The organism is Rhodanobacter denitrificans (assembly GCF_000230695.2).
Lineage (GTDB): Bacteria > Pseudomonadota > Gammaproteobacteria > Xanthomonadales > Rhodanobacteraceae > Rhodanobacter > Rhodanobacter denitrificans.
Genome location: NC_020541.1, coordinates 2999015 through 3024114, shown reverse-complemented (window position 1 = coordinate 3024114; position 25100 = coordinate 2999015). Strand labels below are relative to the sequence as shown.

The 25100-nt window shown below is 68.5% G+C and carries 24 protein-coding genes; 6 read left to right on the top strand and 18 right to left on the bottom strand.

Translation table 11 applies throughout. The annotated features are described in order from the left end of the window. Complete coding sequence (locus tag R2APBS1_RS14055) at positions 1-912, top strand: peptidylprolyl isomerase (RefSeq protein ID WP_007507559.1); 912 nt, start codon at positions 1-3, stop codon at positions 910-912. A gap of 87 nt (positions 913-999) precedes the next feature. After that, entirely contained in the window at positions 1000-2322 is a 1323-nt protein-coding gene (locus R2APBS1_RS14050) for an MFS transporter (protein ID WP_015448431.1), read from the top strand. A gap of 181 nt (positions 2323-2503) precedes the next feature. Here the strand turns inward: R2APBS1_RS14050 and R2APBS1_RS14045 are convergent, their stop codons facing one another. The 5 genes from R2APBS1_RS14045 to modA form a co-directional block, all read right to left on the bottom strand. Beyond that, entirely contained in the window at positions 2504-4159 is a 1656-nt protein-coding gene (locus tag R2APBS1_RS14045) for an MFS transporter (RefSeq protein ID WP_015448430.1), read from the bottom strand. A 123-nt stretch (positions 4160-4282) separates the two neighbouring features. Continuing rightward, positions 4283-5344 (bottom strand): tellurite resistance/C4-dicarboxylate transporter family protein, encoded by a 1062-nt coding sequence (locus R2APBS1_RS14040; protein WP_015448429.1) that lies wholly within the window; start codon positions 5342-5344, stop codon positions 4283-4285. Between the two features lie 252 nt (positions 5345-5596). Continuing rightward, entirely contained in the window at positions 5597-6670 is a 1074-nt protein-coding gene (gene modC / locus R2APBS1_RS14035) for a molybdenum ABC transporter ATP-binding protein (protein WP_007507563.1), read from the bottom strand. Continuing rightward, positions 6663-7337 (bottom strand): molybdate ABC transporter permease subunit, encoded by a 675-nt coding sequence (gene modB, locus R2APBS1_RS14030; protein ID WP_007507564.1) that lies wholly within the window; start codon positions 7335-7337, stop codon positions 6663-6665. The genes modC and modB overlap by 8 nt, the downstream gene beginning before the upstream one ends. Positions 7338-7364: 27 nt before the next feature. After that, a complete protein-coding gene (gene modA, locus R2APBS1_RS14025; protein ID WP_231378400.1) occupies positions 7365-8141 on the bottom strand; it encodes a molybdate ABC transporter substrate-binding protein in 777 nt (258 codons plus the stop codon). 326 nt (positions 8142-8467) lie between these two features. On the opposite strand from modA, the gene R2APBS1_RS14020 reads away from it, so the two are divergent. Next, entirely contained in the window at positions 8468-8959 is a 492-nt protein-coding gene (locus tag R2APBS1_RS14020; RefSeq protein ID WP_007507566.1) for a hypothetical protein, read from the top strand. Positions 8960-8973: 14 nt separating this feature from the next. After that, positions 8974-9279: a hypothetical protein gene (locus tag R2APBS1_RS14015; RefSeq protein ID WP_007507567.1), complete on the top strand. Its 306-nt coding sequence runs from the start codon at positions 8974-8976 to the stop codon at positions 9277-9279. 35 nt (positions 9280-9314) lie between these two features. Here the strand turns inward: R2APBS1_RS14015 and R2APBS1_RS14010 are convergent, their stop codons facing one another. The 5 genes from R2APBS1_RS14010 to R2APBS1_RS13990 all read right to left on the bottom strand — a co-directional run bounded on the left by R2APBS1_RS14010 (position 9315) and on the right by R2APBS1_RS13990 (position 15961). Next, complete coding sequence (locus tag R2APBS1_RS14010) at positions 9315-10121, bottom strand: prephenate dehydrogenase/arogenate dehydrogenase family protein (protein ID WP_015448428.1); 807 nt, start codon at positions 10119-10121, stop codon at positions 9315-9317. Further along, complete coding sequence (locus R2APBS1_RS14005) at positions 10118-11224, bottom strand: PLP-dependent cysteine synthase family protein (protein ID WP_007507572.1); 1107 nt, start codon at positions 11222-11224, stop codon at positions 10118-10120. Before R2APBS1_RS14005 ends, R2APBS1_RS14010 begins: the two co-directional genes overlap by 4 nt. A 14-nt stretch (positions 11225-11238) precedes the next feature. Next, positions 11239-13194 (bottom strand): pyridoxal phosphate-dependent decarboxylase family protein, encoded by a 1956-nt coding sequence (locus R2APBS1_RS14000; RefSeq protein WP_015448427.1) that lies wholly within the window; start codon positions 13192-13194, stop codon positions 11239-11241. Continuing rightward, a complete protein-coding gene (locus tag R2APBS1_RS13995) occupies positions 13191-13595 on the bottom strand; it encodes a SirB2 family protein (RefSeq protein WP_015448426.1) in 405 nt (134 codons plus the stop codon). Before R2APBS1_RS13995 ends, R2APBS1_RS14000 begins: the two co-directional genes overlap by 4 nt. Before the next feature lie 83 nt (positions 13596-13678). After that, complete coding sequence (locus tag R2APBS1_RS13990) at positions 13679-15961, bottom strand: nitric-oxide reductase large subunit (protein WP_015448425.1); 2283 nt, start codon at positions 15959-15961, stop codon at positions 13679-13681. Between the two features lie 165 nt (positions 15962-16126). Here R2APBS1_RS13990 and R2APBS1_RS13985 point away from each other — a divergent pair, with 165 nt between their 5' ends. Further along, on the top strand, positions 16127-16813 hold the full coding sequence (locus tag R2APBS1_RS13985; protein WP_015448424.1) for a DUF2238 domain-containing protein: 687 nt from the start codon (positions 16127-16129) through the stop codon (positions 16811-16813). On the opposite strand, the gene R2APBS1_RS13980 is transcribed toward R2APBS1_RS13985, so the two are convergent. From R2APBS1_RS13980 to R2APBS1_RS13970, 3 genes are all read right to left on the bottom strand, one after another. Then, entirely contained in the window at positions 16810-17640 is an 831-nt protein-coding gene (locus R2APBS1_RS13980) for a universal stress protein (RefSeq protein ID WP_007507583.1), read from the bottom strand. The two genes, R2APBS1_RS13985 and R2APBS1_RS13980, sit on opposite strands and share 4 nt — an antisense overlap. Before the next feature lie 44 nt (positions 17641-17684). Beyond that, positions 17685-18257: a GNAT family N-acetyltransferase gene (locus R2APBS1_RS13975; RefSeq protein WP_015448422.1), complete on the bottom strand. Its 573-nt coding sequence runs from the start codon at positions 18255-18257 to the stop codon at positions 17685-17687. A 245-nt stretch (positions 18258-18502) separates the two neighbouring features. Continuing rightward, on the bottom strand, positions 18503-19264 hold the full coding sequence (locus R2APBS1_RS13970) for a cyclic nucleotide-binding domain-containing protein (protein ID WP_007507585.1): 762 nt from the start codon (positions 19262-19264) through the stop codon (positions 18503-18505). 186 nt (positions 19265-19450) lie between these two features. Between R2APBS1_RS13970 and R2APBS1_RS13965 the strand changes: the two genes are divergently transcribed. Further along, complete coding sequence (locus R2APBS1_RS13965) at positions 19451-20014, top strand: cytochrome b (protein ID WP_015448421.1); 564 nt, start codon at positions 19451-19453, stop codon at positions 20012-20014. 120 nt (positions 20015-20134) lie between these two features. On the opposite strand, the gene R2APBS1_RS13960 is transcribed toward R2APBS1_RS13965, so the two are convergent. The 5 genes from R2APBS1_RS13960 to R2APBS1_RS13945 form a co-directional block, all read right to left on the bottom strand. Continuing rightward, positions 20135-21832 (bottom strand): cbb3-type cytochrome c oxidase subunit I, encoded by a 1698-nt coding sequence (locus tag R2APBS1_RS13960; RefSeq protein WP_015448420.1) that lies wholly within the window; start codon positions 21830-21832, stop codon positions 20135-20137. Then, positions 21832-22734 (bottom strand): c-type cytochrome, encoded by a 903-nt coding sequence (locus R2APBS1_RS13955; protein ID WP_027490599.1) that lies wholly within the window; start codon positions 22732-22734, stop codon positions 21832-21834. Before R2APBS1_RS13955 ends, R2APBS1_RS13960 begins: the two co-directional genes overlap by 1 nt. Positions 22735-22793: 59 nt before the next feature. Continuing rightward, positions 22794-23039, bottom strand: a complete 246-nt coding sequence (locus R2APBS1_RS13950; protein WP_015448418.1) for a hypothetical protein — start codon at positions 23037-23039, stop codon at positions 22794-22796. A gap of 240 nt (positions 23040-23279) precedes the next feature. After that, positions 23280-23417, bottom strand: coding sequence for a hypothetical protein (locus tag R2APBS1_RS20235; RefSeq protein WP_015448417.1), 138 nt, complete (start codon positions 23415-23417; stop codon positions 23280-23282). A 233-nt stretch (positions 23418-23650) separates the two neighbouring features. After that, the gene (locus R2APBS1_RS13945) at positions 23651-25042 is read right to left on the bottom strand and encodes an MBL fold metallo-hydrolase RNA specificity domain-containing protein (protein WP_015448416.1); all 1392 of its coding nucleotides are present in this window, start codon (positions 25040-25042) and stop codon (positions 23651-23653) included. Between the last annotated feature and the right edge of the window lie 58 nt (positions 25043-25100).

Below are 25100 nucleotides of genomic sequence, written 5' to 3'. Positions count from 1 at the left end.
ATGACGCTGGGCAAAGCCGGTGCGCGAGGCATCCCGCTGACCATCATCGATTCGGCCAAGCCGGTGACGCAGGAGGCGCACGAGCATCGGCACGACAGCAAGGGCGAGGGCCCGCGCACACTGGGCCAGCCGGCGCCGTGCTACCTGTTCGTGGCCGAGCAGGCAATCAGTGAAGCCGAGATCGCGCAGGAGATGCAGCACCATCGTGCACCGACCCCGGCGCACTCCCGCGCCGCTGCAGCCCGCGCGCTGGTGGTGCGCGAGCTGTTGCGCCGCGAAGTGCAGCGGCTCGGCCTGGCCGACCAGATGCCGGCCGGCAGCCAGGAAACCGCGGAGGAGGCCGGCATCCGCGTGCTGCTGGAACGCGAAATCGAGGATCGCGTGCCTGCGGAAGAGGATTGCCGGCGCTACTACGAGCAGAACCGCCAGCTGTTCCGCGCGCCCGATTTGATCCGCGTGCGGCACATCCTGCTGGGTGCGGCGGCCGACGACGTCACTGGCCGCATTCGTGCCCGTACCGAGGCCGAGCGCCTGATTGCCGAGCTGAAGATCAACCCCGTGCTGTTTGCCGATTTCGCGATGCGCCATTCCGACTGCCCGTCGAAGACGCAGGGCGGCGAACTCGGCTGGTTGCAGCGGGGCCAGGCCACGCCCGAATTCGATCGCCAGGTGTTCCGCCTGCGCGAGGGTCTGGCGGCGTTCCCGGTCGAGTCGCGCTGGGGCTACCACGTGGTCAGCGTCGATGGCATCCGGCCCGGCGCCGAGCAGGCGTTCGACGCGGTCCGGGAGCGGATTTCCGACTATCTGGAATTGCAGGTGCGTCAACGCGAGCTGCAGCGCTACCTGCTCGGCTTGCAGGAGCGTTACCCGGTGCGCGGCCTGGATGCGATCGAGGCACTGGCCAGCGCCTGATGCGCCGGTCGCACGTTTCCGCGACGACGACAGCCGGCCTTCCCGTGGACCGGCCCTCAACGCCTCACATCTACCGGATGCACCAGCATGCATGAGCCGAACATCGTGTCCCGTGGCGAGCAGCAGCGCGCCATGTGGCTCAGCACCTTCGCCTTCACCGTGTGTTTCGCGGTGTGGACGATATTTTCCATCATCGGCATCCAGATCAAGCAGCAACTCGGCCTCAATGAAACCCAGTTCGGCCTGCTGATCGCCACGCCGATCCTCACCGGATCGCTGATCCGCCTGCTGCTCGGCATCTGGGCCGACCAGTACGGCGGTCGCCGCGTGTTCGCCGCGGTGATGCTGTGCGCGGCCATGGCCACCTGGATGCTGGGCTACGCGCACACCTATCCACAGTTTCTGGTCGCCGCGCTATTCGTCGGCATTGCCGGCGGCGCGTTCTCGGTCGGGGTGGCCTACGTGTCGAAGTGGTTCCCGACGAACCGGCAGGGCACGGCGCTGGGTATCTTCGGTGCGGGCAACGTCGGCGCCGCGGTCACCAAGCTGCTGGCACCGATGGTGATGGTTGCCTCGGGCTGGATCCTGGTCAGCAAGATCTGGGCGATCGCTCTGGCGCTGACCGCCGCGCTGTTCTACCTGTTCAGTCAGGAGGACCCTTCGCTGGCGCAGCGGCGCAAGTCCGGCACCAAGCCAATGTCGTTCCGCGAACAGATGATGCCGCTTCGCAACCTGCAGGTGTGGCGTTTTTCGCTCTACTATTTCTTCGTCTTCGGCGGCTTCGTGGCGCTGGCCTTATGGCTGCCGCACTTCCTCACCGGGGTCTACAAGCTGGACGTGAGGACCGCCGGCATTCTTGGTGCCTGCTATTCGATTCCGGCCAGCCTGTTCCGCATCGTTGGCGGGGTGCTGTCCGATCGCATCGGTGCGCGCAAGGTGATGTACTGGACCTTCGGCGTCTCCGCCATCTGCACCTTCCTGCTCGCCTATCCGGACACCCACTATGTCGTGAAGGGCATCACGGGCGACATCAGCCTGCACCTGGCGATCGGCGTGGTGCCGTTCACGGTGCTGGTGTTCGTGCTGGGTTTCTTCATGTCATTGGGCAAGGCGGCGGTATACAAGCACATCCCGGTCTATTACCCCCGGCACGTCGGCTCGGTGGGCGGTGTGGTCGGCATGATCGGCGGACTGGGCGGTTTCATCCTGCCGATCGCGTTCGGTGTGTTGAACGACGTCGTGGGCGTGTGGACCAGCTGTTTCATGCTGCTGTTCGTCCTGGTGGCCGCTTCGCTGGCGTGGATGCACTTCGCGATTCGGCGCATGGAGCGCAGGCACTTCCCGCAGATTGGCGGCGAGACGGATCTGCCGGAGGTCATGGATGCCGTGGCTCTGTCGCGGGACCGATGAGCAACTGATGGCTGCGGAGCGCGCTTGCGCCGGAACCGTGGGTGGCGCCCATGCCGCGCGGGCGGATACCCGACCACGCCGTCACGTCGAAGGTGCATGCGGACGGAGTGCGCCGCACGGCAGGGTGTGCGCAACGCCGGCAAGCACGGCGGGCCGCGCCTGCCCGGCCCGCCGCTTGCGATCAAGGATTCTTCACGTATGCGTTCTTGCGCAGGTAGAACCACCAGTTGAGCAACAGGCACAGGGCATAGAACGCCGCGAAGCCGTACATCGCCATCTCGGGTGTCCCGAGTTTGATCTGCTCCCCGATGACGACCGGCGCGGCAAACGCGCCGTAGGCGGCGACGGCTGAGGTCCAGCCCAGCACCGGACCGGCCTGCTGACGGTCGAAGATCGCGCCGATGGTGCGGAAGGTCGAGCCGTTGCCGACACCGGTGGCGGCGAACAGCAGGACGAAGAGCGCGAGGAAGGTGAAGAAGTAATCCTCGGGCGTCGCCGAGTGGTAGGCCTTCATCATCACGTAGCCGGCCGCCACCGAGACGACGACCATCACCACGGAGACCCACTGGGTGACGATCGAGCCGCCGATCTTGTCCGAGATCCAGCCACCGATCGGGCGCGTCAACGCACCGACGAAGGGGCCGATCCATGCGTAGGCAAGCACCGGCAACCCGTTCGGATTCGGTTGCGTGTGGGTCATCACGCCGTTCGCGTCGGGCACGTGGATGACGTCGAAGATCACCTTCATCGACAGCGGCAGCGCCATCGAGAAGCCGATGAACGAGCCGAAGGTGACGATGTAGAGGATCGTCATCGCCCAGGTGTGCCTGTTGCGGAAAATCTCGAACTGCTTGGTCACGCCCTCCTTCATCGGGCCGAAGGCGGCGAGCTTCATCACCGTCAGCATCAGGATGATGTCAAGCGGGATCGCGACCCAGACGTTGAGCACCCCCAGGCCGGTCGGCGCCGGCAGGTACAGCCAGAGCATGAAAATCGACGGCACGAACGCGAGCGTGTACAGATAGGTGATCTTCGAGAACGCGACCAGCGGGTTGCCGGTGGCGGGCGAGATCGTCTTCAGGTTGTTCATGCCGAACCAGCACAGGATCGACAGCGGCACCAGCGACAGCGCCCAGGCGAAGCCGGAGTTCTGTATCCAGGTCGGCGTGCCGGCCGGGATCTTGCCGAAGATCCAGCCGCTTTCCTTGAGCAGGGTCTCGGGGTTGCCGCCGAGGGCGCCGAAGATGCTCACCGTCATCACGAGTGGAATGACGATCTGCATCGTCGTCACGCCGAAGTTGCCGAGTCCCGCATTGAGGCCGAGCGCCGTGCCCTGCAACCGCTTGGGAAAAAAGCCGCTGATGTTGGACATCGATGAGGCGAAGTTGCCGCCACCGACGCCGCACCACAACGCCATCAGCTGGAAGGCCCACAGTGGCCAGTCCTTGTGCTGCAGCACGATGCCGGTGCCGATGGCCGGCGCCAGCAGCATCGCCGTGGTCAGGAAGATCGTGTTGCGTCCGCCCGCGAGGCGGATCAGGAACGATGCCGGGATGCGCATCGTGGCGCCGGCAATGCCGGCGATCGCGGTCAGGGTGAAGAGCTCGGCTTGCGTGAACGGAAAGCCGAGATTGAGCATCTGCACCGTGATGATGCCCCACATGCCCCAGATCGCGAAGCCGCACAGCAGGGCGGGGATCGAGATCCACAGGTTGCGGTAGGCGATCCGCTTGCCGGTCGTCTCCCAGAACGCGGGATCCTCCGGGCGCCAGTCGTCGATGTCCGCGCCGCTTGAGTGCGTTGGTGGCGCAGCGCCAGGGCCTGATTTCGTGTTCATGGTGGTCCTCGGGTCGTCTCGTGGGAATCAGCCGGCGAGGCTGAGCGTGGGGGCTTCCTGCCTGTGTCTGACGTGGATCGTGGAGTCGGTGTGGTGCGTCATCGGGCAAACCGGACGAAGCGGTCACGTTGACGGCGCGCGCGAACCGTGCGCGAGGCGCCACAGGTTGTGCGCGACGCCAGCGAACGCGCCGAGCCATGCAACCAGTGCAATCGCGAAAAACAGCTTCGGCAGGAAGCCGAGGAAACCGAAGCCCATCGCCTTGGCCATTTCCAGCGTGCTGGTGGCGTACATGCCCAGCGGGAACACCGCGCCCCAGTACAGCGGGTCGTAGTGCAGCGGAAAGCGCCTGTAGACATGGCGCCACACGCCGAGCACCAGCAGCATCGGGATCCACCAGGTGCCGGTGGCCCAGTAGAACACCGTGAAACCCTTGATGAAGGGTTGCAGCGACAGCAGGTAGGGCGCATCCACCGCATTGATGCTGAGCAGCGAACCGGCCAGGGTGGAAATGGCCATCGCGCCCATGTTGATCCAGTACGGCGGCGACAGGTCGGCCGGCGAGAACTCGAAGAACGTGTAGCGGTAGAAGATCAGCGACATCATCCAGATGTACAGCATGCCGCCCCACAGCCACATCGACAGCGCGAAGAAGTTCAGCTCCAGCTTGTACGGCTGCGCCGCGTGCGCGGCGAGCAGGGCGCTCAGCACCGCGATCGACTGGGTCGCCACCACTGCCAGCAGCCAGCCGCCGCTGATGCCGCGGTCCAGCGTGGGTTTGCCTTCCTTGACGGTGAAGGCGGTGAACACCGTGTAGGTCAGCGCCAGCCACAGCACGATCGCCACGCCCCACAGCAGCAGGCCGCCGCGGACACTGCCGGCCAGCAGCAGGAACTGGCAGCCCAGGATGCTGGAGGCGGCCACCATGGTGAAGAAGCCCGGCCCGCTCAGGTGGTCGGTCAGGTCGCCGAGGAATCGTTGCGGATAGCGCGCCAGGCGCAAGGCGTAGAGCAGCCAGAGCAATGCATAGACGCCGGCATTGATGGCGAACAGGCCCCAGGCCAGCCGCGGCAGGCCCAGCCGCCAGGCGCCGATGGAGACGATGCCGGTGGCCATGACCATGCCGAAGTAGGCCGGCGAGAGTCCTGCCAGGGCGGAAGGGGGGAAGCGCGATGCCTGCTGCATGTGGCGTTTCTCGATGGTCGCCGGCGTAGCCGGAATGGACGGCGGGAAATCACGGTCCCGCCTCCGTGGTCGGTGGCGGGATGGATGCGAATCACGGCACGGGGCGGCTCCCTCGACGGCAGGTGTGCGTCCGTGCCTGCGGACAGATTAGGGTGGTCGGGACGGGCGCAAGTTGATTGCAGTCAACCCGCCCGGCGAAGGCTGCCGGCATGGCCGGGCCGGGTCCGGTGCCGGGCCATGCCGCGGCGCGTTTCAGACCAGCAGCGCTACCGACTTGATCTGCGCCCACACGGCCAGGCCCTCGCGCAACTGCAGGCGCAGCGCCGACTGGTGGGAGACGCGCGCCAGCAAGGGGAGGCCACCGGCCTGCAGCTGCAACTGGAGCTGCCCGTTGGGCAGCGGCGACAGCGCTTGCAGCACGGCCGGGACGATGTTCAGCACGCTGGTGTCGGCGTGCGCGCTCAGTGCGACGCTGACGTCGCGCGCCTGCACGCGCAGGCGCACGCGGGTGCCGGCGGGGTGGGCGGGGCCGTGGGCGTGCAGCGTACCGGCGGGCGTGTCCAGCCGCAGCAGGCCGTGTCCGTCGTGGCCGAGCACGCTGGCCTCGATCACGCTGGCAGCGTCATCGCGCAGCGCCAACGGCAGGTCGGAGCGGTTCAGCACTTCCAGCGCCGGGCCGGCGATACGCACCCGGCCGGCTTCGAGCAGCACCAGGTGGTCGGCCAGGCGCGTGGCTTCTTCCACCGCATGGGTGACGTACAGCAGGGGGATGCGCGTCTCGCGCCGGATCGCTTCCAGGTACGGCAGGATCTCGGCGCGCCGCTCGGCGTCGAGCGCGCTCAGCGGCTCGTCCAGCAGCAGCCAGCGCGGCTGGCACACCAGTGCGCGGCCGAGCGCCACGCGCTGCCGCTCGCCGCCGGACAGCGTGGCCGGCGGCCGCGCCAGCAGCGGCCCCAGCGCCAGCTTGTCGATCCACTCCTGCATGACGCTGGTTGGCGCGCCGGCACGCCGCCAGCCGTAGCGCAGGTTGTCGTGCACCGACAGGTGCGGCAGCAGCGCCGCATGCTGGAACACTACGCCCGCCCGGCGCCGGTGCGGCGGCAGGCGGACGTGCGCGTCCTGCCAGGTCTCCCCGCCGATGCGCAGCTCGCCGCGAGCCGCCGGCTCGAGGCCGGCAATCGCGCGCAGCAGGGTGCTCTTGCCGCTGCCGGAGGGGCCGAACACCACGGCGACGCCCTGCGCGGGCAGCGACAGCGCCACGTCCAGCGCGAAATTCGTGCGCCGCAGCTGCAGGCGCAGCTCGATGCCCGGGGCCGGCTCAGTCATGCGCGAGCGCCGTCCGCCGGCCCAGCCACTGCACCACCAGCAGCATGCCGAAGGAGAACGCCAGCAGCCCGGCCGCCAGCCGGTGGGCGTCGGCGTAGGCCATGGCCTCGACCTGGTCGTACAGCAATACCGACAGCACCCGCGTCTGGCCATCGATGTTGCCGCCCACCATCAGCACCACGCCGAACTCGCCCACCGTGTGGGCGAAGCCGAACAGCGTGGCGGTGACCAGCGCCGGTTTCGACAGCGGCAGCACCACGCTGATGAAACGGTCGAACGGCGACGCGCGCAGCGTGGCGGCGGCCTCCAGCACGCTCGCCTCGATCGCGGCGAAGCCGGACTGCAGCGGATGCACCACGAACGGCAGCGAATACAGCACCGAGGCAAGCAGCAGCCCCTGGAAAGTGAACGCCAGCGTGCCCAGCCCCAGTGCCGTGGTGAGCTGGCCAAGCGGTCCGTCCGGCCCCATCCCCAGCAACAGGTAGAAGCCCAGCACGGTGGGCGGCAGCACCATCGGCAGGGCAACCAGCGCCCCGACCGGCATGCGCCAGCGCGAACGGCTGCGCGCCAACCACCAGGCCAGCGGCATGCCCAGCAGCAGCAGGATCAGCGTAGTCAGCCCGGCAAGCTTGAGGGTGACCAGGATGGCGGCCTGCAGCGTCGTCATGGCCGTCGTTGCGATGCCGGTGCCGGCTCAGTCATAACCGTGGGCCGCGATGGTGCGTCGGGCGGTATCGTCGCGCAGATATTCCAGGAAGCCAATCGCCGCCGGGTTGTCGCGGCCGTGGTCGAGCAGGACCGCACTCTGGACGATCGGCCGGTGCCAGTCGGCGGGAACCAGCCAGGCCGAACCGCCGACCTGGCGCTGCGCCTCCAGCACCAGCGAGCGCGGCAACAGCCCGGCCTCGGCATTGCCGCTCAACACAAACTGGGTGGCCTGGCCCACGTTTTCGCCGAGCACCAGCCGCGGCTGCAGCGTGTCCCAGCGGCCGACGTGCTGCAGCACCTGGCGTGCGGCGGCGCCGTAGGGTGCCAGCGCGGGGTTGGCGATCGCGAACTTGCGGAAGTCGTGCCGGCGCAGCACCTGCTCGCCGTCGGCGACCAGCGCGGCATCGCGGCTCCACAACACCAGCCGGCCGCGCGCGTAGTCGTACAGCGACGAGCGCACCGCCAGCCCTTCGTCGACCAGGCGCTGCGGCGTGCTGTCGTCCGCCGCCAGCAGCACGTCGAACGGCGCGCCATGGCGGATCTGCGCATACAGTTTGCCGGTCGAGGCCACGCTGATGTCGATGCGGTTGCCGCTGCGGCGTGTGTATTGTGCCGCCAGCAGGTGGGCCACCTCGCTGAAATTGGCGGCAACGGCGACCCGCGCCCGCGCCACCGGTGGCGTGCTCGCGCTGGCCCGGCCTGCTGGCCAGGCGGCCAGACTGGCGATGGCCAGCAGCACCGGCACGGCGCGACGAACCAGCATGTGGACGATTTTCAGCTGCAACGCCTGCCCCTCGGTGGGTTGTTCCGGCCTGCCGCGCCGATTCCCGGTGCGGACGTGGCCGCCAGCATGGGTGGGTTCGATTTATACACAACGGCGGACCGCGCAGGTGGATCCCGGGCAACTTGCCGCAGCCGCTGGCCGGGCGCGAAGGGCGTTCTTGCGGCGTGCCCAGGCCGCCGGGCGGCCGTTTGCCGCAGGCGCATGCCGCGCTGGCGCCAGGTTGACGTGGGTCAGTCGCGGCGAGGTCGCGGTGCGCTAGCCTTTTCCCATCCGCGGCCGCCGTGCCGCTTGCCGGAGTCTTCCGCATGAAATCGGTCAATGTTGTGATTGCGCTGGCGTGTGGCCTTGGCCTGGGCCTGGCGGCCCAGGCATCCCCCCAGCACGCCCATGAAAGCCACCCCGCGCACGCCGCCACGACTGCCGCGCCGGCGCAGCGCTGGGCACCGGACGCGCCGCTCAGCGAGGGCATGCGCCGGGCCCATGTGGCGGTGGACGAACTGCGCCACTACGAGATGGGCCACATGAGCGCGCCGATGGCGGTCGACCGCGCCACCGAGGTCGAGCAGGCGGTGACCTACATGTTCGCCAACTGCAAGCTGGCACCCGAGCCCGATGCCGCGCTGCACGGCATCCTGGTGCCGCTGATGAGCGCGGCGCAGACGCTGAAGGCCGACCCGAAAAAGGTGTCGGCGGTAGCCGAGATGCGTGCGGCGATCGCGCACTATCCGCAGTATTTCAACGACCCCGGCTGGGACAAGCCGGCCCCGGCCGTGCACGAGATGCACGACGAGCCCTGAGCGGATGCCGGCGCATGACTGACTGGATCCAGGCCTGGCAATGCATCGGCTGCGGCAAGATCGAAGCGCCGCAGCCGTGCATCGGCGTGTGCCGCGACCACAAGATCCTGATGGTCGGCAAGGAGGCGCACGAACGCGCGCTGGCGGAAATCACGGCGCTGCACGCGCAGCTTGCGCGGGCCCGCGCGATGCTGCAGCGCTTTGTTCTGGCCACGCCGCATGAAGGCCAATGGGAACGCTCGTGGCTGGCCTTGCAGGCCGAGCTGCGCGAAGCGCTGGCGGTGCTGGCGACGTTGCCGGAAGCGTCCATGCACGAGTGAGGGCGGCGTTCGGAAACCGCGCAGGTCGCGCAAGCTCACGCGGGCGGCGCGGGGATGGCCAGGCTGTCGCCGTCCGCGTCGGCCAGCAGTTGCCGGTGCACCCGTTCGAGTTCGGCCAGCAGCCGCGCACGCGCCTCGGCGGCGAACGGGTTCTCGCGCTGGATCGCGGCGAACAGGTGGCCGGCGTCGCCGCGCACCGCTGCCAGCATGTGCTGCATGCCCTGGAACGAAGGCGGCGCCAGCGGCAGGCCGTCGTTCACGCCGATGTCGAGCAGGCCCTTGGCGACGAAGAACGCCAGCGCATGGGTCATCGCCATGGCACGGTCGTGCGCTTCCGGGTTCTGCTCGATGACTTCGCAGCCGAGTCCGGCGAACAGCTCGCGGGCGCGCTCGGCGACCTCTGGGTGATCCGCGGCTGGGCAGATCACCGTGCGCCGCGGACGCTCGTCGCGGGCCAGGCTGAGCGGGCCGAACAGCGGGTGCGTGCCGACGTGCGGAATGGCCGCGCCGAGCAGCTCGTCCATCGTCGCGCAGGGGTGCATCTTCACGCTGCCCACGTCGAGCACGGTCTGTCCGGCATGCAGCAGCGGGCGCAGCGCGATCAGCGACTCTCGTAGCTGCGGCACCGGCATCGCCAGCACGATCCATGCTGCGCCGTCGATCGCCGTCGGCATCGACGTGGCAGCCAGCGCAGCGGGGATCTGCGCGCGCGGATCCCATGCACGCACGCGATGCCCCGCCTGCTGCAGCAGCCCGGCGAAGGCCTGGCCGAAGCGGCCGTAGCCGAGCACGGCAACCGTCGCAGCGGGTGGCGCCGGTTCGCGCGGTCCGGCCGCGCTCATGCGGTGAGCGGCGGGCGGCCGCTGGCCAGGCTGGCGCGCAGCGCGGTCGTCCACGGCGCGAGGTCGATGCGGTGGGCGGCCAGCCACGACGGATCGAACAGCGTCTGCGCATAGCGCTCGCCGCGGTCGCACAGCAGGCTGACGATGCTGCCGCGCTCGCCGCGGGCACGCATCGAGGCGGCCAGCTGCAGGCAGGCGACCAGGTTGGTACCGGACGAGCCGCCGTAGCGGTGGCCGAACAGCTCCTCCAGCAGCCAGGCGCCGGCGATCGAGGCGGCGTCGGGCACTTCGCTTACCCGGTCGACCACCTCGAAGATGAAGCCCGGTTCCACCCGCGGCCGGCCGATGCCTTCGATCAGGGTTGGCTGGCTGGCCAGCGCCTGCGCGTCGCGGTTGCGCCAGCCGTGCACATAGGCGCTGCCGGCCGGCTCGGCCACGCACAGCTGCGTGTGCAGCCGGCGGTAGCGCAGGTAGCGGCCGATGGTGGCCGAGGTGCCGCCGGTGCCGGCGCCGCAGACGATCCACGCGGGTTCCGGTTCGGCCTCCAGCGCGAGCTGGCCGATGATCGACTCGGCGATGTTGTTGTTGCCGCGCCAGTCGGTGGCGCGTTCGGCCAGGCCGAACTGGTCCAGGTGGCAGGCGCCGCGCGCGGCGTGCTCGGCGGCGCGGGCGTGCACCTGGGCGGGGTCGTCGACCAGGTCGCACTCGCCGCCCAGCGCCCGCACGTCGTGGATCTTGCCCGGTGCGGTGCAGGCCGGCATCACGGCCGTGAAGGGCAGGCCGAGCAGGCGTGCGAACCACGCTTCGGAGATCGCCGTGCTGCCGGAAGAGGCGTCCACCACGCCCTGGCCGCCGCGCAGCCGGCCGTTGCACAGCGCGTACAGGAACAGCGAGCGGGCGAGGCGATGTTTCAGGCTGCCGCTGGGGTGCGCGGCCTCGTCCTTGAAGTAGAAGTCGATGCCGTGGAAGCCGGGGAAGTTCAGCTTCAGCAGGTGGGTGTCGGCCGAGCGTGCCGCTTCCTGCGCCAGTTTCGCCAGGGCGTCGTGCACCCAGCGGCGGTCCGTCTCGTGTTGCAGGCTGACCAGGCGCAGGACGCTGTCCATGGGAGGCTCCGGGTTCATGTCTGGCTGGTGGCGCCGCCGCGCAGCATGCGCATGCGACGGCCGAGGAAGTCGAAATAGCGGTCGATGTAGCTGATGCCGTTTTCGTGATCGATCAGGTACGGGTTCATCAGCGTGTGGCGCAGGATCAGCAGCCGGTCCTCGTCCGGGCCGAGGCTGGCCGTATCCAGGCCCAGCGCGGCGAAGATGCGCGAGGTCTGCACCGGACCCAGCATGTCCGGGCGCAGGCTGGTCACCGAGCCGAAGAATTCCTTCGTCTGCAGCGGCTGGTGCGGGTCGCAGCGAAGGGTGTCGTGCAGCTCGCGCACGAAGGCGTTCGCCGCGGCCACCGAGGTGTTGCCGCAGGGGTTGAGCGCGAGGCAGACCAGGTTGCTGTCCGGCGCGAACGGCACCAGCGCGTGGACGTCGTCGGCCAGCTCCAGCGCGAAGCGCTGCGCGCGCGCGTGGAAGGTCTCCGCCGCGCGCACGGTGGCGCGCGGCAGGGCGCCGAAGTGGGCGTGGTCCAGCGGCAGCACCCGGTGCGTCACGTACACCGCGGCGGCGGCCGCGCCGGATTTCGAGCCTTCCGGGATGAACTGGCCCAGGCTGCGGTAGCGCGCCAGATATCCGGCGGGCGTGGCGGCGTGGAACACGTAGTCGGCGCGCTCGGCCAGCAGCGTCATCGCGCGGTGGTCGCGGCAGATGAAGGCGCCGCTGCCGTAGGGCAGGTAGCCGAGCTTGTGCGGGTCGACCGTGACCGAGTCGGTCTCGCCCAGCGCAGCGAACGCTGCATGCACTGCCGGCGTGGGGAACTGCACGTAGTCGGCGGCCACCTCCTCGCGCGTGCGCAGCGAGCCGTCTTCGTTGCGGAATAATGTGGCCAGGTAGCCGCCCCAGGCGGCGTCGACGTGCACGGCGAAATCCAGGCCGCGCCCGCGCGAGGCCTGCCGCGCGGCGAGCACGGCGTCGATCGGGTCGATCGTGCCGTACTCGGTGCCGCCGAGCACGGCCACGCACATCAGCACCGGTTGGCGTTCGCGCGCGCAGCGTTCCAGCGTGTCGGCCAGCGCGGCCGGATTCAGCCGCATACCGTCGGTGGGCAGCAGTTCCAACTGGTCGCGGCCGAGGCCGAGCAGCTTCAGGCCCTTGCTCCACGAGTAGTGCGCGGTGACCGGCGCCAGCACCAGCGGCACGCGCAATGACGGATGCGCGGCGAAGAAGCCGACCAGACCGAGTTGTTCGATGCGCTCGTTCTCGACCCGGTGCAGCCAGTGCGCGCGTTGCGCCGGTGTCTGCGCGGCCAGCCAGTGCTGCCAGGTCTCCAGCAACGCGATGCCGTCGGCCGTGGAAAGATTGAAGGCGCTCCAGTCGTCCGCCGGCAGCGCCAGCTCCGGCGCGCCGGCGGCGCGCAGCGCCACCGGGAACGCTTTCAGTGCCAATGCCAGGCGCAGCGCCTGGTAGTTGGCCAGGGTGCCGCCGGAGGTGAGGTGGCCGAACGCGCAGGCCTCCTGCGCCGGGTCGTGCGGATAGCCGAGCATGCGCGCCAGTTGCAGGCCCGCCTGCACTTCCAGGTCGACGGTGACCGGGGCGGCGTCCTCGCTGACGTTGTTGGGGTTGTACGGCAGCGTGAGCATCTGCGCGGCCAGTCCCGGCAGCAGCAGGTCGGAAGCCATATGGCCGATGTAGCGCGGGCTGTGGAACGGCACCGACTTCTTCAGCGCGGCGGAGAGCTGGTGCAGCTCGCGGCGCATGCGCGATTCGAAGGCGAGGTAGTCCGGGTGGTGCGCGGCGCCGGTGCCGATCGCCGGCGGGTCCTCCGGGTGGAAGTTGCGCCGCCAGTAGACGTGATCGCGCAGGAACTCCACCAGCAGCTTTTCCAGCAGCGTGTCGTTCTCGCCGTAGGGGCCGAGGAAGCAGGCGTCCAGCGTGTGGTCGCGCGGCTCGACGTGGTCGAACGGTTGTGCCGCGCTCATGCCAGCCATCCGTGCAGCCAGCTCAGCGGATGATGCATGCGGGCCACGCCCAGCATGTAGACGTAGGTGGCCAGTGCCGCCACGTAGAAGGCCCGCCGCGCGCGCGGCGTGCGTGCCCGTTTCAGGGCGAGCATGGCGAGCACCACATAGGCCACCAGCAGCACCAGCTTGGTGGTCAGCCAGCCGTTGGCGAACATCGCGCCGGGCAGGATGCTCACCAGCATCAATGCGGCGGTGAGCAGGGTGGTGTCGATGGCGTAGCTGAGCCAGCGCACCGGCTCCCACTGCGCGGCGCCGGCGTGGCCGGCCTGCACCAGCAGGCCGCGCAACGCGAACAGCGTGCCGCTGGCCAGCACGCAGGCGATGTGCACCCATTTGATCTGCGGATAGAACTCGAACATGCGGGTTCCGGGGTTCGGGATACGGTGAAAGCATCAGGGCACGCCGTGCGGCGCGCCCTGACGTACGTCATGTGCGCGAGGGATCACGCGCGCTCGGGAACGCCCTGCGGCAGGGGCGCGCTGGCGGTCCGGCGCTTCGGCCACAGCCACAGGGCGGCGACGAACACCGCGATCAGCAGGGCGCCGACGGCGAACAGGGTGTCGCCCGGCACGCGCATCCACACCAGCATGTGGATCAGCGGGCGATCCATGAACTCGGCCGAGCGGGCGAACCAGTAGCCGTGTTCCAGCACCGCCTTCAGCTGCAGGATGCCCAGCGGCAGCAGGGTCAGCGCGGCCATCAGCGACAGGCCGATGTTGAGGCACCAGAACGCGCCGCGCAGCCAGCCTTCGCGCCACTGCGCCTGCGGCTTGATGCCGCGCAGGCAGAACAGCATCAGGCCCAGGCCGAGCATGCCGTACACGCCGAACAGCGCGGTATGGCCGTGGCTGGCGGTGAGGTTCAGGCCCTGCATGTAGTACAGCGCGATCGGCGTGTTGACCAGGAAGCCGAGCAGGCCCGCGCCGACCAGGTTCCAGAAGCTCACCGCCACGAAGAACAGGATCGGCCAGCGGTAGCGCGCCATCCACGGCGCGGCGTGCTGCTTCTTCCAGGTGTCGTGGGCTTCCAGCCCGATCAGCGCCAGCGGCACCACTTCCAGCGCCGAGAAGCTGGCGCCGAGCGCGATCACCGCCGTGGTGGTGCCGCTGAAGTACAGGTGGTGCAGCGTGCCGAGCACGCCACCGGCCATGAACACGATGGTGGCGAACAGCACGTTGGTGGTGGCGCTGCCCACGCGCAGCAGGCCCAGCTTGACGAACAGGTAGCTGATCACCGCGGTGGCGAACACCTCGAAGAAGCCTTCCACCCACAGGTGCACCACCCACCAGCGCCAGTACTCGACCATCGCGATGTGGGTGTGCTCGCCCCACATCAGGCCGGCGCCGTAGAGCAGGCCGATCGCCACGGTGGAGAGGAACAGCAGGCCCACGATCGAGGCGCCTTCCCTGCCGCCGCGCATCGCCGGCCACAGCGCGCGGCCGACCAGGAACAGCCACAGCATCAGCCCGATGAACAGGAAGATCTGCCAGAAGCGGCCGAGGTCGGTGTATTCCCAGCCCTGGTGGCCGAACCAGAAGTTGTATTGCAGGCCCATCTTGTCCATCACCGCAAACCACTGGCCGGCGAACGAGCCGACCACGATCAGCAGCAGGCAGACCCACAGGAAATTCACCCCGAGCCGCTGGAACTTCGGCTCGTGGCCGGAGATCAGCGGCGCGATGTACAGGCCGGTCGCCAGCCACGCGGTGGCGATCCACAGCACGGCCAGCTCGGTGTGCCAGGTGCGGGTGAGGCTGTACGGCAGGTAGTTGGCCAGCGCGAAGCCGTAGGCCTGCTGGCCTTCCACCTGGTAATGCGCGGTGGTGGCGCCCAGCAGGATCTGCGCCAGGAACAGCGCCAGCACGGTCCAGAAATACTTGCCGGTAGCCTTCATCGAAGGCGTCGCCTTCATTTCGGTCAACGGGTCGCGCGAGGGGATCGGCGGCAGGGGTTCATGGCTTGCCTGGCGCGCGTGATGCCAACCGAGCAGGCCGATGCCGAAGATCATGAACAGGATGCTGAAGACCGACCACAGGAAACTGGTCGAGGTCGGCACGTTGCCGACCAGCGGTTCGTATGGCCAGTTCTGGGTGTAGCTCATCGCCTCGTTCGGTCGCTGCGTGGCGGCGGCCCAGCTGGTCCACCAGAAGAACGCGGTGACCGCGCGCCGATGCTCCATCTCGGCCACGGTGTTCTCGCGCATGGCATAGCCTACCCGCAGCTTGTGCGTGGCCGGGTCGTTGCCGAACAGGCTCATGTAATGCGCCGCGACGGCTTCCATCGCGTGCGCGCGCAGCGCCGAGACGGTGATGGTGTTGCTGGCTGCGTCGTAGGTGTTGGTGCGCAGTTCTTCCTGCACCCGCGCTTTCAGGGCCGCCTGTTGTGGCGCATCGAGCGAGTCGTACGGACCCAGCCCTGCGTCGCGCGAGAGCAGTTCCAGCATGGCGGTGGCTTCGCGATGCAGCCAGTCGGCGCTCCAGTCCGGCGCCAGCAGCGCGCCGTGGCCCCAGATCGATCCCAGCTGCTGGCCGCCGATGCTCTGCCACACCTGGCGGCCTTGCTCCATGTCGGCCTTGGTGTACAGCGTCTGGCCGTCGCTGGTGACGACCGCCGCGGGCAGCGGTGGCGCCTGCTGGTGGACCACGCTGCCGACCCACAGCAGCACGGCGAACGACGCTACCAGCAAGGCCGCCAGGCCCAGCCAGAGTTTTCGGGTGGTACTCATTGCGCATCTCCCAGAAAGGTGCGCGCATGCTCGGCGAGGCAGTGTCCGCTGATCTTGATGCAGGTCAGGCGGTCCGGCCGGCGTGCCGCGCGAATTGTCGCAGTGGCCCGCGGCCGGCGTGGCATGATCGGCACGACGCGCAGCGCTGACGGAATGCAGGCAGGCATGAACGAGCGACCCGGGAAGGAAGGATCTCGATTTCCGCTGCTGTTGCTGGCTGTTTTCCTGGTTGCCGCGGTGGCCCTGGGCATCGCGCCGCGCTATCGCCAGGACTGGCTGATGGAGAACGTGCTGGTGCTCCTGGTGCTGCCGGCGCTGGTGCTGGGGTTTCGCCGGCTGCGCTTTTCGAACGCCAGCTATGCGGCGCTGTTCGCGTTCCTGCTGCTGCACGAGATCGGCGCGCACTACACCTACTCGGAGGTGCCGTGGGACCAGTGGTTCGCCGCACTGTTCGGCTTCTCGCTGGATGCGGCACTGGGCCTGTCGCGCAACCACTTCGACCGTGCCATCCATTTCGCCTACGGCCTGCTGGTGACGCCAGCGGTGGTGGAGCTGGTGGCCGCGCGCACGTCCTCGCCCGGCGCCTGGCGCTGGATCGTGCCGGTCAGTCTGATGACTGCCAGCTCGACCCTGTACGAACTGTTCGAATGGGCCGCCGCCGTGGGGTTCGGCGGCGACCTCGGCGTGGCCTACCTCGGCACCCAGGGCGATCCGTGGGACGCGCAGCAGGATATGCTGCTCGCCCTGCTGGGCAGCCTTGCCGCGGTGGCGGTGCTGGCCGGCGTGGCCCGGCGTCGCCGTCGCCGCAACGCCGTCACCACGCCCACGCCGAATGGGTCAGCGCACCGCTAGTGCTGCATCAGCACCGGGAGGGTGGCTTCCTCCAGCACGCGCCGGGTGGCGCCGCCGAACACGCGCTCGCGCATGCGCGAGCGGCCGTAGGCGCCCATCACCAGCAGGTCGGCGTCGATGTTGCCGACTTCCTTCAGCAGGATCTCGCCGGCCATCGCGGAGGAGGCACGGACGTAGCTGGGCTTGGCCATGATGCCATGGCGCAGCAGATAGACGAACGGGTCGAAGCGCGGATGTCCCTGGTCGCCGTCGCGCACGTCGCCGTCGACCAGGGTGACCTGTTTTGCCACCTTGAGGAACGGCAGCGCGGAGTGGATTGCGCGGATCGCCTCGAGGCTGCCGTTGCAGCCGATCACGATGCGCTCGAAGCGGAGCTCGCCGGCCCAGTGCGGGGGCAGTACCAGGCAGGGCAGGCGGCAGTCCAGGATCGCTTCGCCCAGGATGTCGAGCAGGCCGGATGCCTGCACCATGTCGCGTTCGATCACCGCCAGGTCGTGTCGCGCACCGAGCCAGCGCAGGGTCGGAGTGATGCCGGAGCGGGCCACGATCCAGTCGGCGTTGCGCACGCCGGCATGGCGCGCGAACGAGCCGAAGGCGGCGTGTTCGTCGGCGAGCTCGGCCCGCGGTTCGAGCAGCAGGCCGAGTACGGTGGGCTCGCTGCCGGCTTCGCCGGCAGTGAGTTTGCGCAGGGCGGGGTCGACGTAGCAGCCGGTCAGGTTGCCGTCCCAGCGTGCGGCGATGGCGACACCGGCAACGGCGGCGGGGCTCCACGGGTCGGTGTCGGTCACCAGCGCGAGGATGTCGCCCGGGCGCGTCACGCGCGGCATGGGGTCGGTGCTTGTCATGGCGGATGGCCCGGGTTCGGCGGTGCTCAGAGGTCGAGGGAGTGGATGACCTGGGTGGCGTCATCCGGATCGATCCGGCGCTGGAAACCCAGGAAACCGGCCAGTTCGCGCATCGGTTCGTTCTCGGTGGCGTCGATCGAGAACATCCGGCGGAATCCGTTCTTGCGCGCGATCTCGATCAGCCGCCGCATCAGCAGCACGCCCAGGCCGCGGTGGCGCCAGTCGTCGGCCACGGTCACCGCGCATTCGCACTGCTTGTCGTCGCCGCTGGCGCCGTAGCGGCTGACGCCGACCAGGCGCAGCTCGCCGTTGTCGTGGGCGAGCGCGACGAACGCCATGCGGTCGTGGTAATCCACGTTCATCAACTGGTCGAGCAGGGCCGGGCTGGCTTCCTTCAGGTTGCCGAGGAAGCGGAAGCGGCAGGCCTGTTCGGACAGGCGGTCGATGAACTCCGTTTCGCGCTGGCGGTCCTCCGCGCGCAGCGGGCGTACCAGCACCGGGCTGCCATCGTTCAGGGTCTCGATCCAGTGGGTTCCCTCGATGGCGCCGAACGGCGCGGCGGGGGTGGGGGTGGGTTCGGTGTGGTGGATATTCGACATGGACTGTTCCCGCGGCAGATGAACCGTGAGCGATTCCGATGCCGTGAGCGGCGGCGATCACGGCATGGCGGCTTGCGAGACGAGTTCTACGCCGGCCGGCCGCGGCCCGAGTTGACCTCGGTCAATCCGTGCGGAACGCGAGCGCGGGCCGTGTGCCCATGCATGAACCGGCGTGCCGCGGCATCGGTCGGCAACGGCGCCGGCCAGCACGTGCGCGCTCGCGCGGCGGTTCGATGGCCGGTCTCTCAGCCGGTGTCGTGTCGTTTCGTCGCCGCCGTGTTGTTGCGGCAGAGGTCGGCGAGCAGGTCGGGGCGCAGTATACGCACGGCCTTGCGATTGACTTCGAGCACGCCCATTTCCTCCAGCCGCGAAAACAGCCGGCTGACCGTCTCGACCACCAGGCCGAGGTAGTTGGCGATGTCGTAGCGGGACATCGGCAGGGAGAGCGCGATGCCATCGCGCTGCAGGCGCTGGTAGCGGTCGGCCAGGCTCTTCAGGAAGATCGCCAGCTGCTCCTGGGCCTGCTGTCGGCCCATCATCACCAGGTGGCGGTGTTCCTCGATCACCTCGCGGCTGATCACCCGCATCAGCTGCCGGTGCAGTGCCGGCACCTCGCTGATGACCTGCTGCAGCCGTGCATAGGGCAGTTCGCAGATGCTGCTGCGTTCGAGCGCCTCGGCCTGACTGACATGCCGGTTCAGCGCCAATGCGTCGAAACCGATGATTTCGCCGGGCAGGTGAAAACCGAGCACCTGCACGTCGCCGGCCTCGTCCTGCACGAAGGTCTTGAGCGAGCCGGAACGCACCACGTAGAGCGCCGCGAACGGGTCGCCATCGCGGTACAGCACGCCGCCGCGATCCAGCATCCGCTTGTCGCGAACTGTGGTGTCCAGCCGATCCAGGTCGTCGTGGCCGATGCCGGCCGGCAGGCACAGCTCACCCAACGCGCAGGAGGAGCAACTGCGGCGCAGCTGGTTCAGGTCGAAAACGTTGGTTTCCGGAACCATCAACGTCCTCGCGTAGCTGGAGCGGAGGGGGCTGGTGAACCCGGTTGTGGCCGGGCAGGGCTGGACCTTAGCATGACGATACGCAAATTCTGTGTGTATTTGACTGCGGTCAAATGGCGCGCCGTGACCCCGCCGTAGGCTGGCGGCCGGGTCGGTGTCTCCCGACTTTCACCTGCAGAGAACACCATGAACTGGAAGAACACCGAGGATCGTTACGGCGCGCTGTCGATCGGCATGCATTGGCTGACGCTGCTGTTGCTGGTCGCCGTGTATGCCTGCATCGAGTTGCGCGAGTTCTACCCACGCGGGAGCGACCTGCGCGAGGGCCTGAAGACTTGGCACTTCATGCTTGGCCTGGGGGTGTTCGCCCTGGTCTTCGTGCGGCTGGCAATCCGTCTCGGGTCGGGGCCGCGGCCGCCGATCCGGCCGGCGCCACCCGTGTGGCAGGAGCGCCTGGCCGCGCTGATGCACCTGGCGCTGTACGCCTTCCTGATCGTGATGCCTTTGCTCGGCTGGCTGGTGCTCAGCGCCGCAGGCAAGCCGGTGCCGTTCTTCGGCCTGCACTTGCCGGCGCTGGTGGGGGCGGACAAGGCGTTCGCCGACTCGCTGGAAGACATCCACGGGACCATCGGCACGGTGGGCTACTACCTGGTCGGCCTGCACGCGGCGGCCGCACTGGTGCATCACTACGTGAACCGCGACAACACCTTGCTGCGCATGTTGCCGCGGCGTGGCGGGCAGCGCCCGTAAGGCCGTCCGCCACGCCGGCGCCGGGCGCCGCCGTTGGCCATGCAAAGACAAGGCCGCCGGGTTTCCCCGGCGGCCTTGTCTTGCTGCTTCCCGGCCCCGTTCCCCGGGGCCGGTTCGAACTCAGGCTTGCGCGGGCAACACCCGCAACAGTGAAGGCGCCGCCACCGCCTTCGCGCGCGCTTCCATCGAGGCGAGGAAGCGCCACACGAACAGCAGGGTGACCAGCAGCAGCCCCGGGTAGCCGACGCCGGCCAGCAGGTAGGGCAGGGTCGGGTCGCCGGCCACGCGCACCCGCGGCAGGTTGAAGCTGAGCAGGCCGAGCGTGATGATCGTGCCGAAGATCCACATCATCATCAGCCAGATGCCTGCCTCGAAGCCGCTCAGCGGCCGGCTCCAGCGGGTGACGGGATGGGCCTCGGCAGGCTCGCCGTGGGTATCCGCACCGGCCGGCACGGCCAGGCGGCGGCCCAGGGTGAGCAGGTCATAGACCAGCACGCCCGCACCCGTCGCGAAGACCACGCCGAACAGCGGCAGCATCAGCTTGAACACGCCCATCGAGCGGGCCACGTCACCGCCGAACCAGTCCAGCCCGAGGATGCGGTAGACGTAGATCTGCACCGTGCCGCCGATCGAGAAGGAGAACGCCATGCCGAGCACGCCGGTGAGCACCAGCCAGAAACTGAGCTTGCCCAGCCGCTGGTCGTAGTTCGGCACCTTGCGCAGGATCGGTACCGCGAAATAGGCCGCCGCGATGCCCAGCATGCCGAAGGTGCCGAACAGCGCCAGGTGAGCATGCCCCGGCGTCACCCAGGTGCCATGCGACCACACGTTGGTCAGCGCGAAGGTCATGGTGAAGCCGAGGATGCCGGCGCCGATCTGCTCCAGCACCACCGAGCCCAGGATGAAGTAGAACGCGGGCGCGTTTTCCAGCGGGCGCTTGTTGGTGTGCGCATCGAGGTAGATGTGCCAGAAGCAGAACACCAGCGGCAGCGGTTCCAGCGCGCTGAACAGCGAGCCCCAGAATTGCCAGAACGCCGGCGTGCCGATCCAGAAATAGTGGTGCGCGTTGCCGATCAGCCCGGACAGCCACACCAGCGCCACGCCCCAGAACACCGCAAAGCCCACCGACTTGACGTCGACCTTGAACATCAGCACCAGCAGGAAGCCGACCAGGGTGATGTGGATGACTTCCCACACGCCCTCCACCCAGTAGTGCACCACGAACCAGCGGAAGTACTCCTGCAGGTCCAGCCGCGCCACGTAGAACAGGCCGAACACCCAGACCGCCATCAGCGCACTGACGCCGAGGCCGAGGCCCCAGTGGATCTCGTTCCACTGGCGCACCGGCGGGAACGTGCGCAGCACCACGTAGGCGAGGATCGCGAAGCCGATCAGCACCAGCACGCCGGCGATGCGACCTGCCTCCAGGTACTCAAGCCCCTGCTGCAGCCATGGCTGCCCGTGCCACCACCCGGCAATGCCGAACTGGGCCAGCCGCAGGGTGAAGAAGTTCCACACGGCGATCACGATCAACGCATAGAACAGCAGCTTGATCAGCCACGGCGAGACCATCTCGCGCTTGGCCAGCAGCGGGCCGACGAACAGGATCGCGCCGATGAAGCCGCACAGGATCCACAGGATGCCGAGGTTGAGGTGCTCGGCGCGCGCGACGTTGAAGTTCATCACCCCCGCCAGCACGGTCGGGTCGGTCTGTTGCACCGACAGCAGCAGGCCGTAACCGACCTGCAGCACGAACAGCACCAGCATCAGCATGAAGAAACGCATGCTCAGCCGTTGAGTCTGGAATTCGATCTGCATCACTGCTTCTCCAGGGAGTGGAGGTAGGCCACGATGGCGTTGACTTCGTCGTCCTTGAGCAAAGTCTCATAGACAGGCATCACGCTGGCCGGGTAACCCGCCACGACTTTCGCGTTGGGCTGGCGGATCGATTCCTTCAGGTAGGCGTCGTCGGCGGTGACCGTGCTGCCGTCGGCGAGGCTGACCTTCGAGTTGTACAGGCCGCCCCAGCCCGGGCCGACCAGCCGCTTCTCGTCGGTGGCATGACAGGCCAGGCAGCCGGTGTCCTTGACCAGTTGCGCGCCGTGGGCTACGGGATCCGGCGCAGCCGCGGCGGGCGCCGGCGATGCCGCTGCAGCGTTCGCCTGGGCGACGGGCGCGATGCCGTGCGCAAGCTGCAGGCGATGGTCGAACCCTTCCACTTCCACCTTCGGCGGCCAGCCTTCGGTGTTCATTGCCGAGGTGTACTTCAGGTAGGCGATCAGCTGGCCGATTTCGTCCTTGCTGAACGGCAGGTTCGGCATCATCGTGGTGCCGCCGCCGCGCCGCTCGATGCGCTGCGCTGCGCCGGGGAATTTCTTGAGGTAAGCCTCGATCGAATCGGTGCCGGTGTCGGCTTGCTGGTTCGGATCGAGCAACTGCGCACGCACCGCCGCGGTCGTCGGCCAGCCTCCGGCCGAGGGCAGGAAGGCGGCCAGCCAGGCCGGACCGACGCGCTTGTATTCTTCGGTGAGATCCGGCCCCAGGTAGGCGCCGTTGCCGACCATGGTGTGGCAACCCATGCAGTTGTACGCCTGGAACACACGCTTGCCGTCGACCGCCTGATAGGGGCCGAAGGAAACCGTGTCCGGGGTTACCTGATGGCGCGACTTCAGGAAGGAGAAGATCGACAGCGCGACGAAGATCAGGGCCAGGATGGCCAATACCAGAAATGCACCCCGGCGCCGGGGCGTCTCGCAACTGCTACCGCCGGTTCCGCAGCTCATGAGAGTTTGTCCTTGACGGTGGTGGCCTGCTCCTGGGTGTCGTGCAGGAACAGGATGCGCAGGCTGCCGATGAAGACGTAGAACACGTACACCGCCAGCACGAAGCCGGTGATGAAGTAGATCCACCATGCAAGATGCGATTCGGGCCAATACTCGAAGTTGCGCCAGAATGGCCAGGACAATAGAAGGGCTGCCACACAGGCCAGCACCGAAAGCGTCAGATCAGTGATCCGTTGCGTCATGCGATTTTCCCCAAAGGGTTCGAGCCTCGTCGGATAGCACCAGAACCATCGAAACCCTACCCCGAGGGATTCGCGTGCAAGGCGGGCTGAATACTAGGTGTGGCATTTGCGCGCACGCATGATCCAGGTCAAGCGTGCGCGTGTTTTCGACGCGCATGGTCGCGGGGCTTCGGCGCCGGCCATCGCTTGCGCGGGAACGATCGGCGTTGCCGCGCGGGCCACGCGCGGTAGTGGCTGCGGCTAGTCGTCGGCGCCGCTGCCGAGCTGCAGGATCTTTCGACGCACGCGCTGTTCCTCGGCCGGACTGATGAGTCCTTCGTCCAGCAACTCCTGCAGAGTCCGCAGCTGGCGCAGCTGACGCAGCTGACGCTGCGGCATGGTCGACGGTGGGCGGGCAGCGGGCGCGTCGTCACCGTCGCTGCTGCCGTCGCTGCCGGTGTCGCTGCCGGCAGCGCCACGCGTGCCGCCGTCGCCGTCACCGCGGCGGAACAGTCCAGGCGCAAGTGCAGGTCCTGCTTGAGGTCGTCCAGCGTCAGGCGGTGGCGCAGCGGTTCGCAGCCGGCATGGCGCAGCGTGACCGTGCCGTGCCATTCGGCGCGCGCCAGGGGGCATCAGTCGATCTTGATCGGCTCGTGCAGCCCGGGCAGCTGGCAGCCGACGCCGCGTGCGGCCAGCGTCTCCTGCATCGCCTGCATGCCGCGGCCGTATTCGCCGTGCACCAGGAACACCTTGCGTCGCGGCGCATCGCCCAGCCAGGCCAGCAGCGAGGGTTGGTCGGCGTGCGCGGAGAAGCCGTTGATCGTCCACACCTGCGCGCGCACCGGGATCTCCTCGTTGAACACGCGCACGCTGGCTGCACCATCGATGATCCGCCGCGCCAGCGTGCCTTCCGCGGCATAGCCGACGAACACCACGCTGCAGCGCTCGCGCCACAGGTTGTGCTTGAGGTGGTGGCGCACGCGGCCGCCGTTGCACATACCCGAGCCGGCCAGGATGATCGCGCCGCCGTCGACGTTGTTGATCGCCATCGACTCGGCCGTCTCGCGGGTGAAGTGCAGGCCCGGCATGGCGAACGGGTCGCCATGCTGCAGCTCGTCGAGGAAGCCGTCGTCGAAGCATTCCGGATGGCGGCGGAAGATCTCGGTGGCGGAAATCGCCATCGGCGAATCGAGGAACACGCGCACGTGCGGCGGGATCGCGCCGCCGGCGATGCCGCGGTGCAGGTAGTAGAGGATTTCCTGGGTGCGTTCCAGCGCGAAGGTGGGAATCACCACGTTGCCGCGCCGGTTCACCGTGTCGCGGATGGCCTGGTACATCTCGTCGACCGAGTCGGGTACCGAGCGGTGCGGACGGTCGCCGTAGGTGCTTTCCATCACCACGTAGTCGGCCGGCGGCGCGGGCGTCGGGTCGCGCAGCAGCGGGCGGCCTGGATTGCCCAGGTCGCCGGAGAACAGCATGCGACGGTGCTGCTTGCCGTCGTCCAGTTCCAGCAGGATCGAGGCCGAGCCGAGGATGTGGCCGGCGTCGAGGAAGCGGGCGCTGACGCCGTCGACGACCGGCACGGTCTTGTCGTAGCCGACGTCGGCGCCGAAGAAGTCCAGCGCGTGCAGCGCGTCGTCCAGCGTGTACAGCGGCGGCGCCACCGCCTCGCCGCGGCGGTTGTTGCGTTGCGCGCGGCGCGCGTCTTCTTCCTGCAGGCCGGCGGCATCCAGCATCACCACGCGGGCCAGTTCACGGGTGGCGGCGGTGGTGAGGATGCGGCCGCGAAAACCCCGTCGCACCAGCAGCGGGATCCGCCCGCAGTGGTCCAGGTGGGCATGGGTGAGCAGTAGCACGTCGATGCCGGCCGGGTCGAAGCCGAACGGCTCGGCGTTGGCGCGCTCGACTTCTTCGCTGCCCTGGAACATGCCGCAGTCGATCAGCACGCGACGGTCGTTGCAGGTGATCAGGTGGCAGGAGCCGGTGACCTGCTTGGCGGCGCCGTGGCAGCTGTAGATGATCATGCGTTCCCCGACGGTATGGATGAGGGCGGCCCGGGCGGCTCGCGGCGCACTCTGGCAG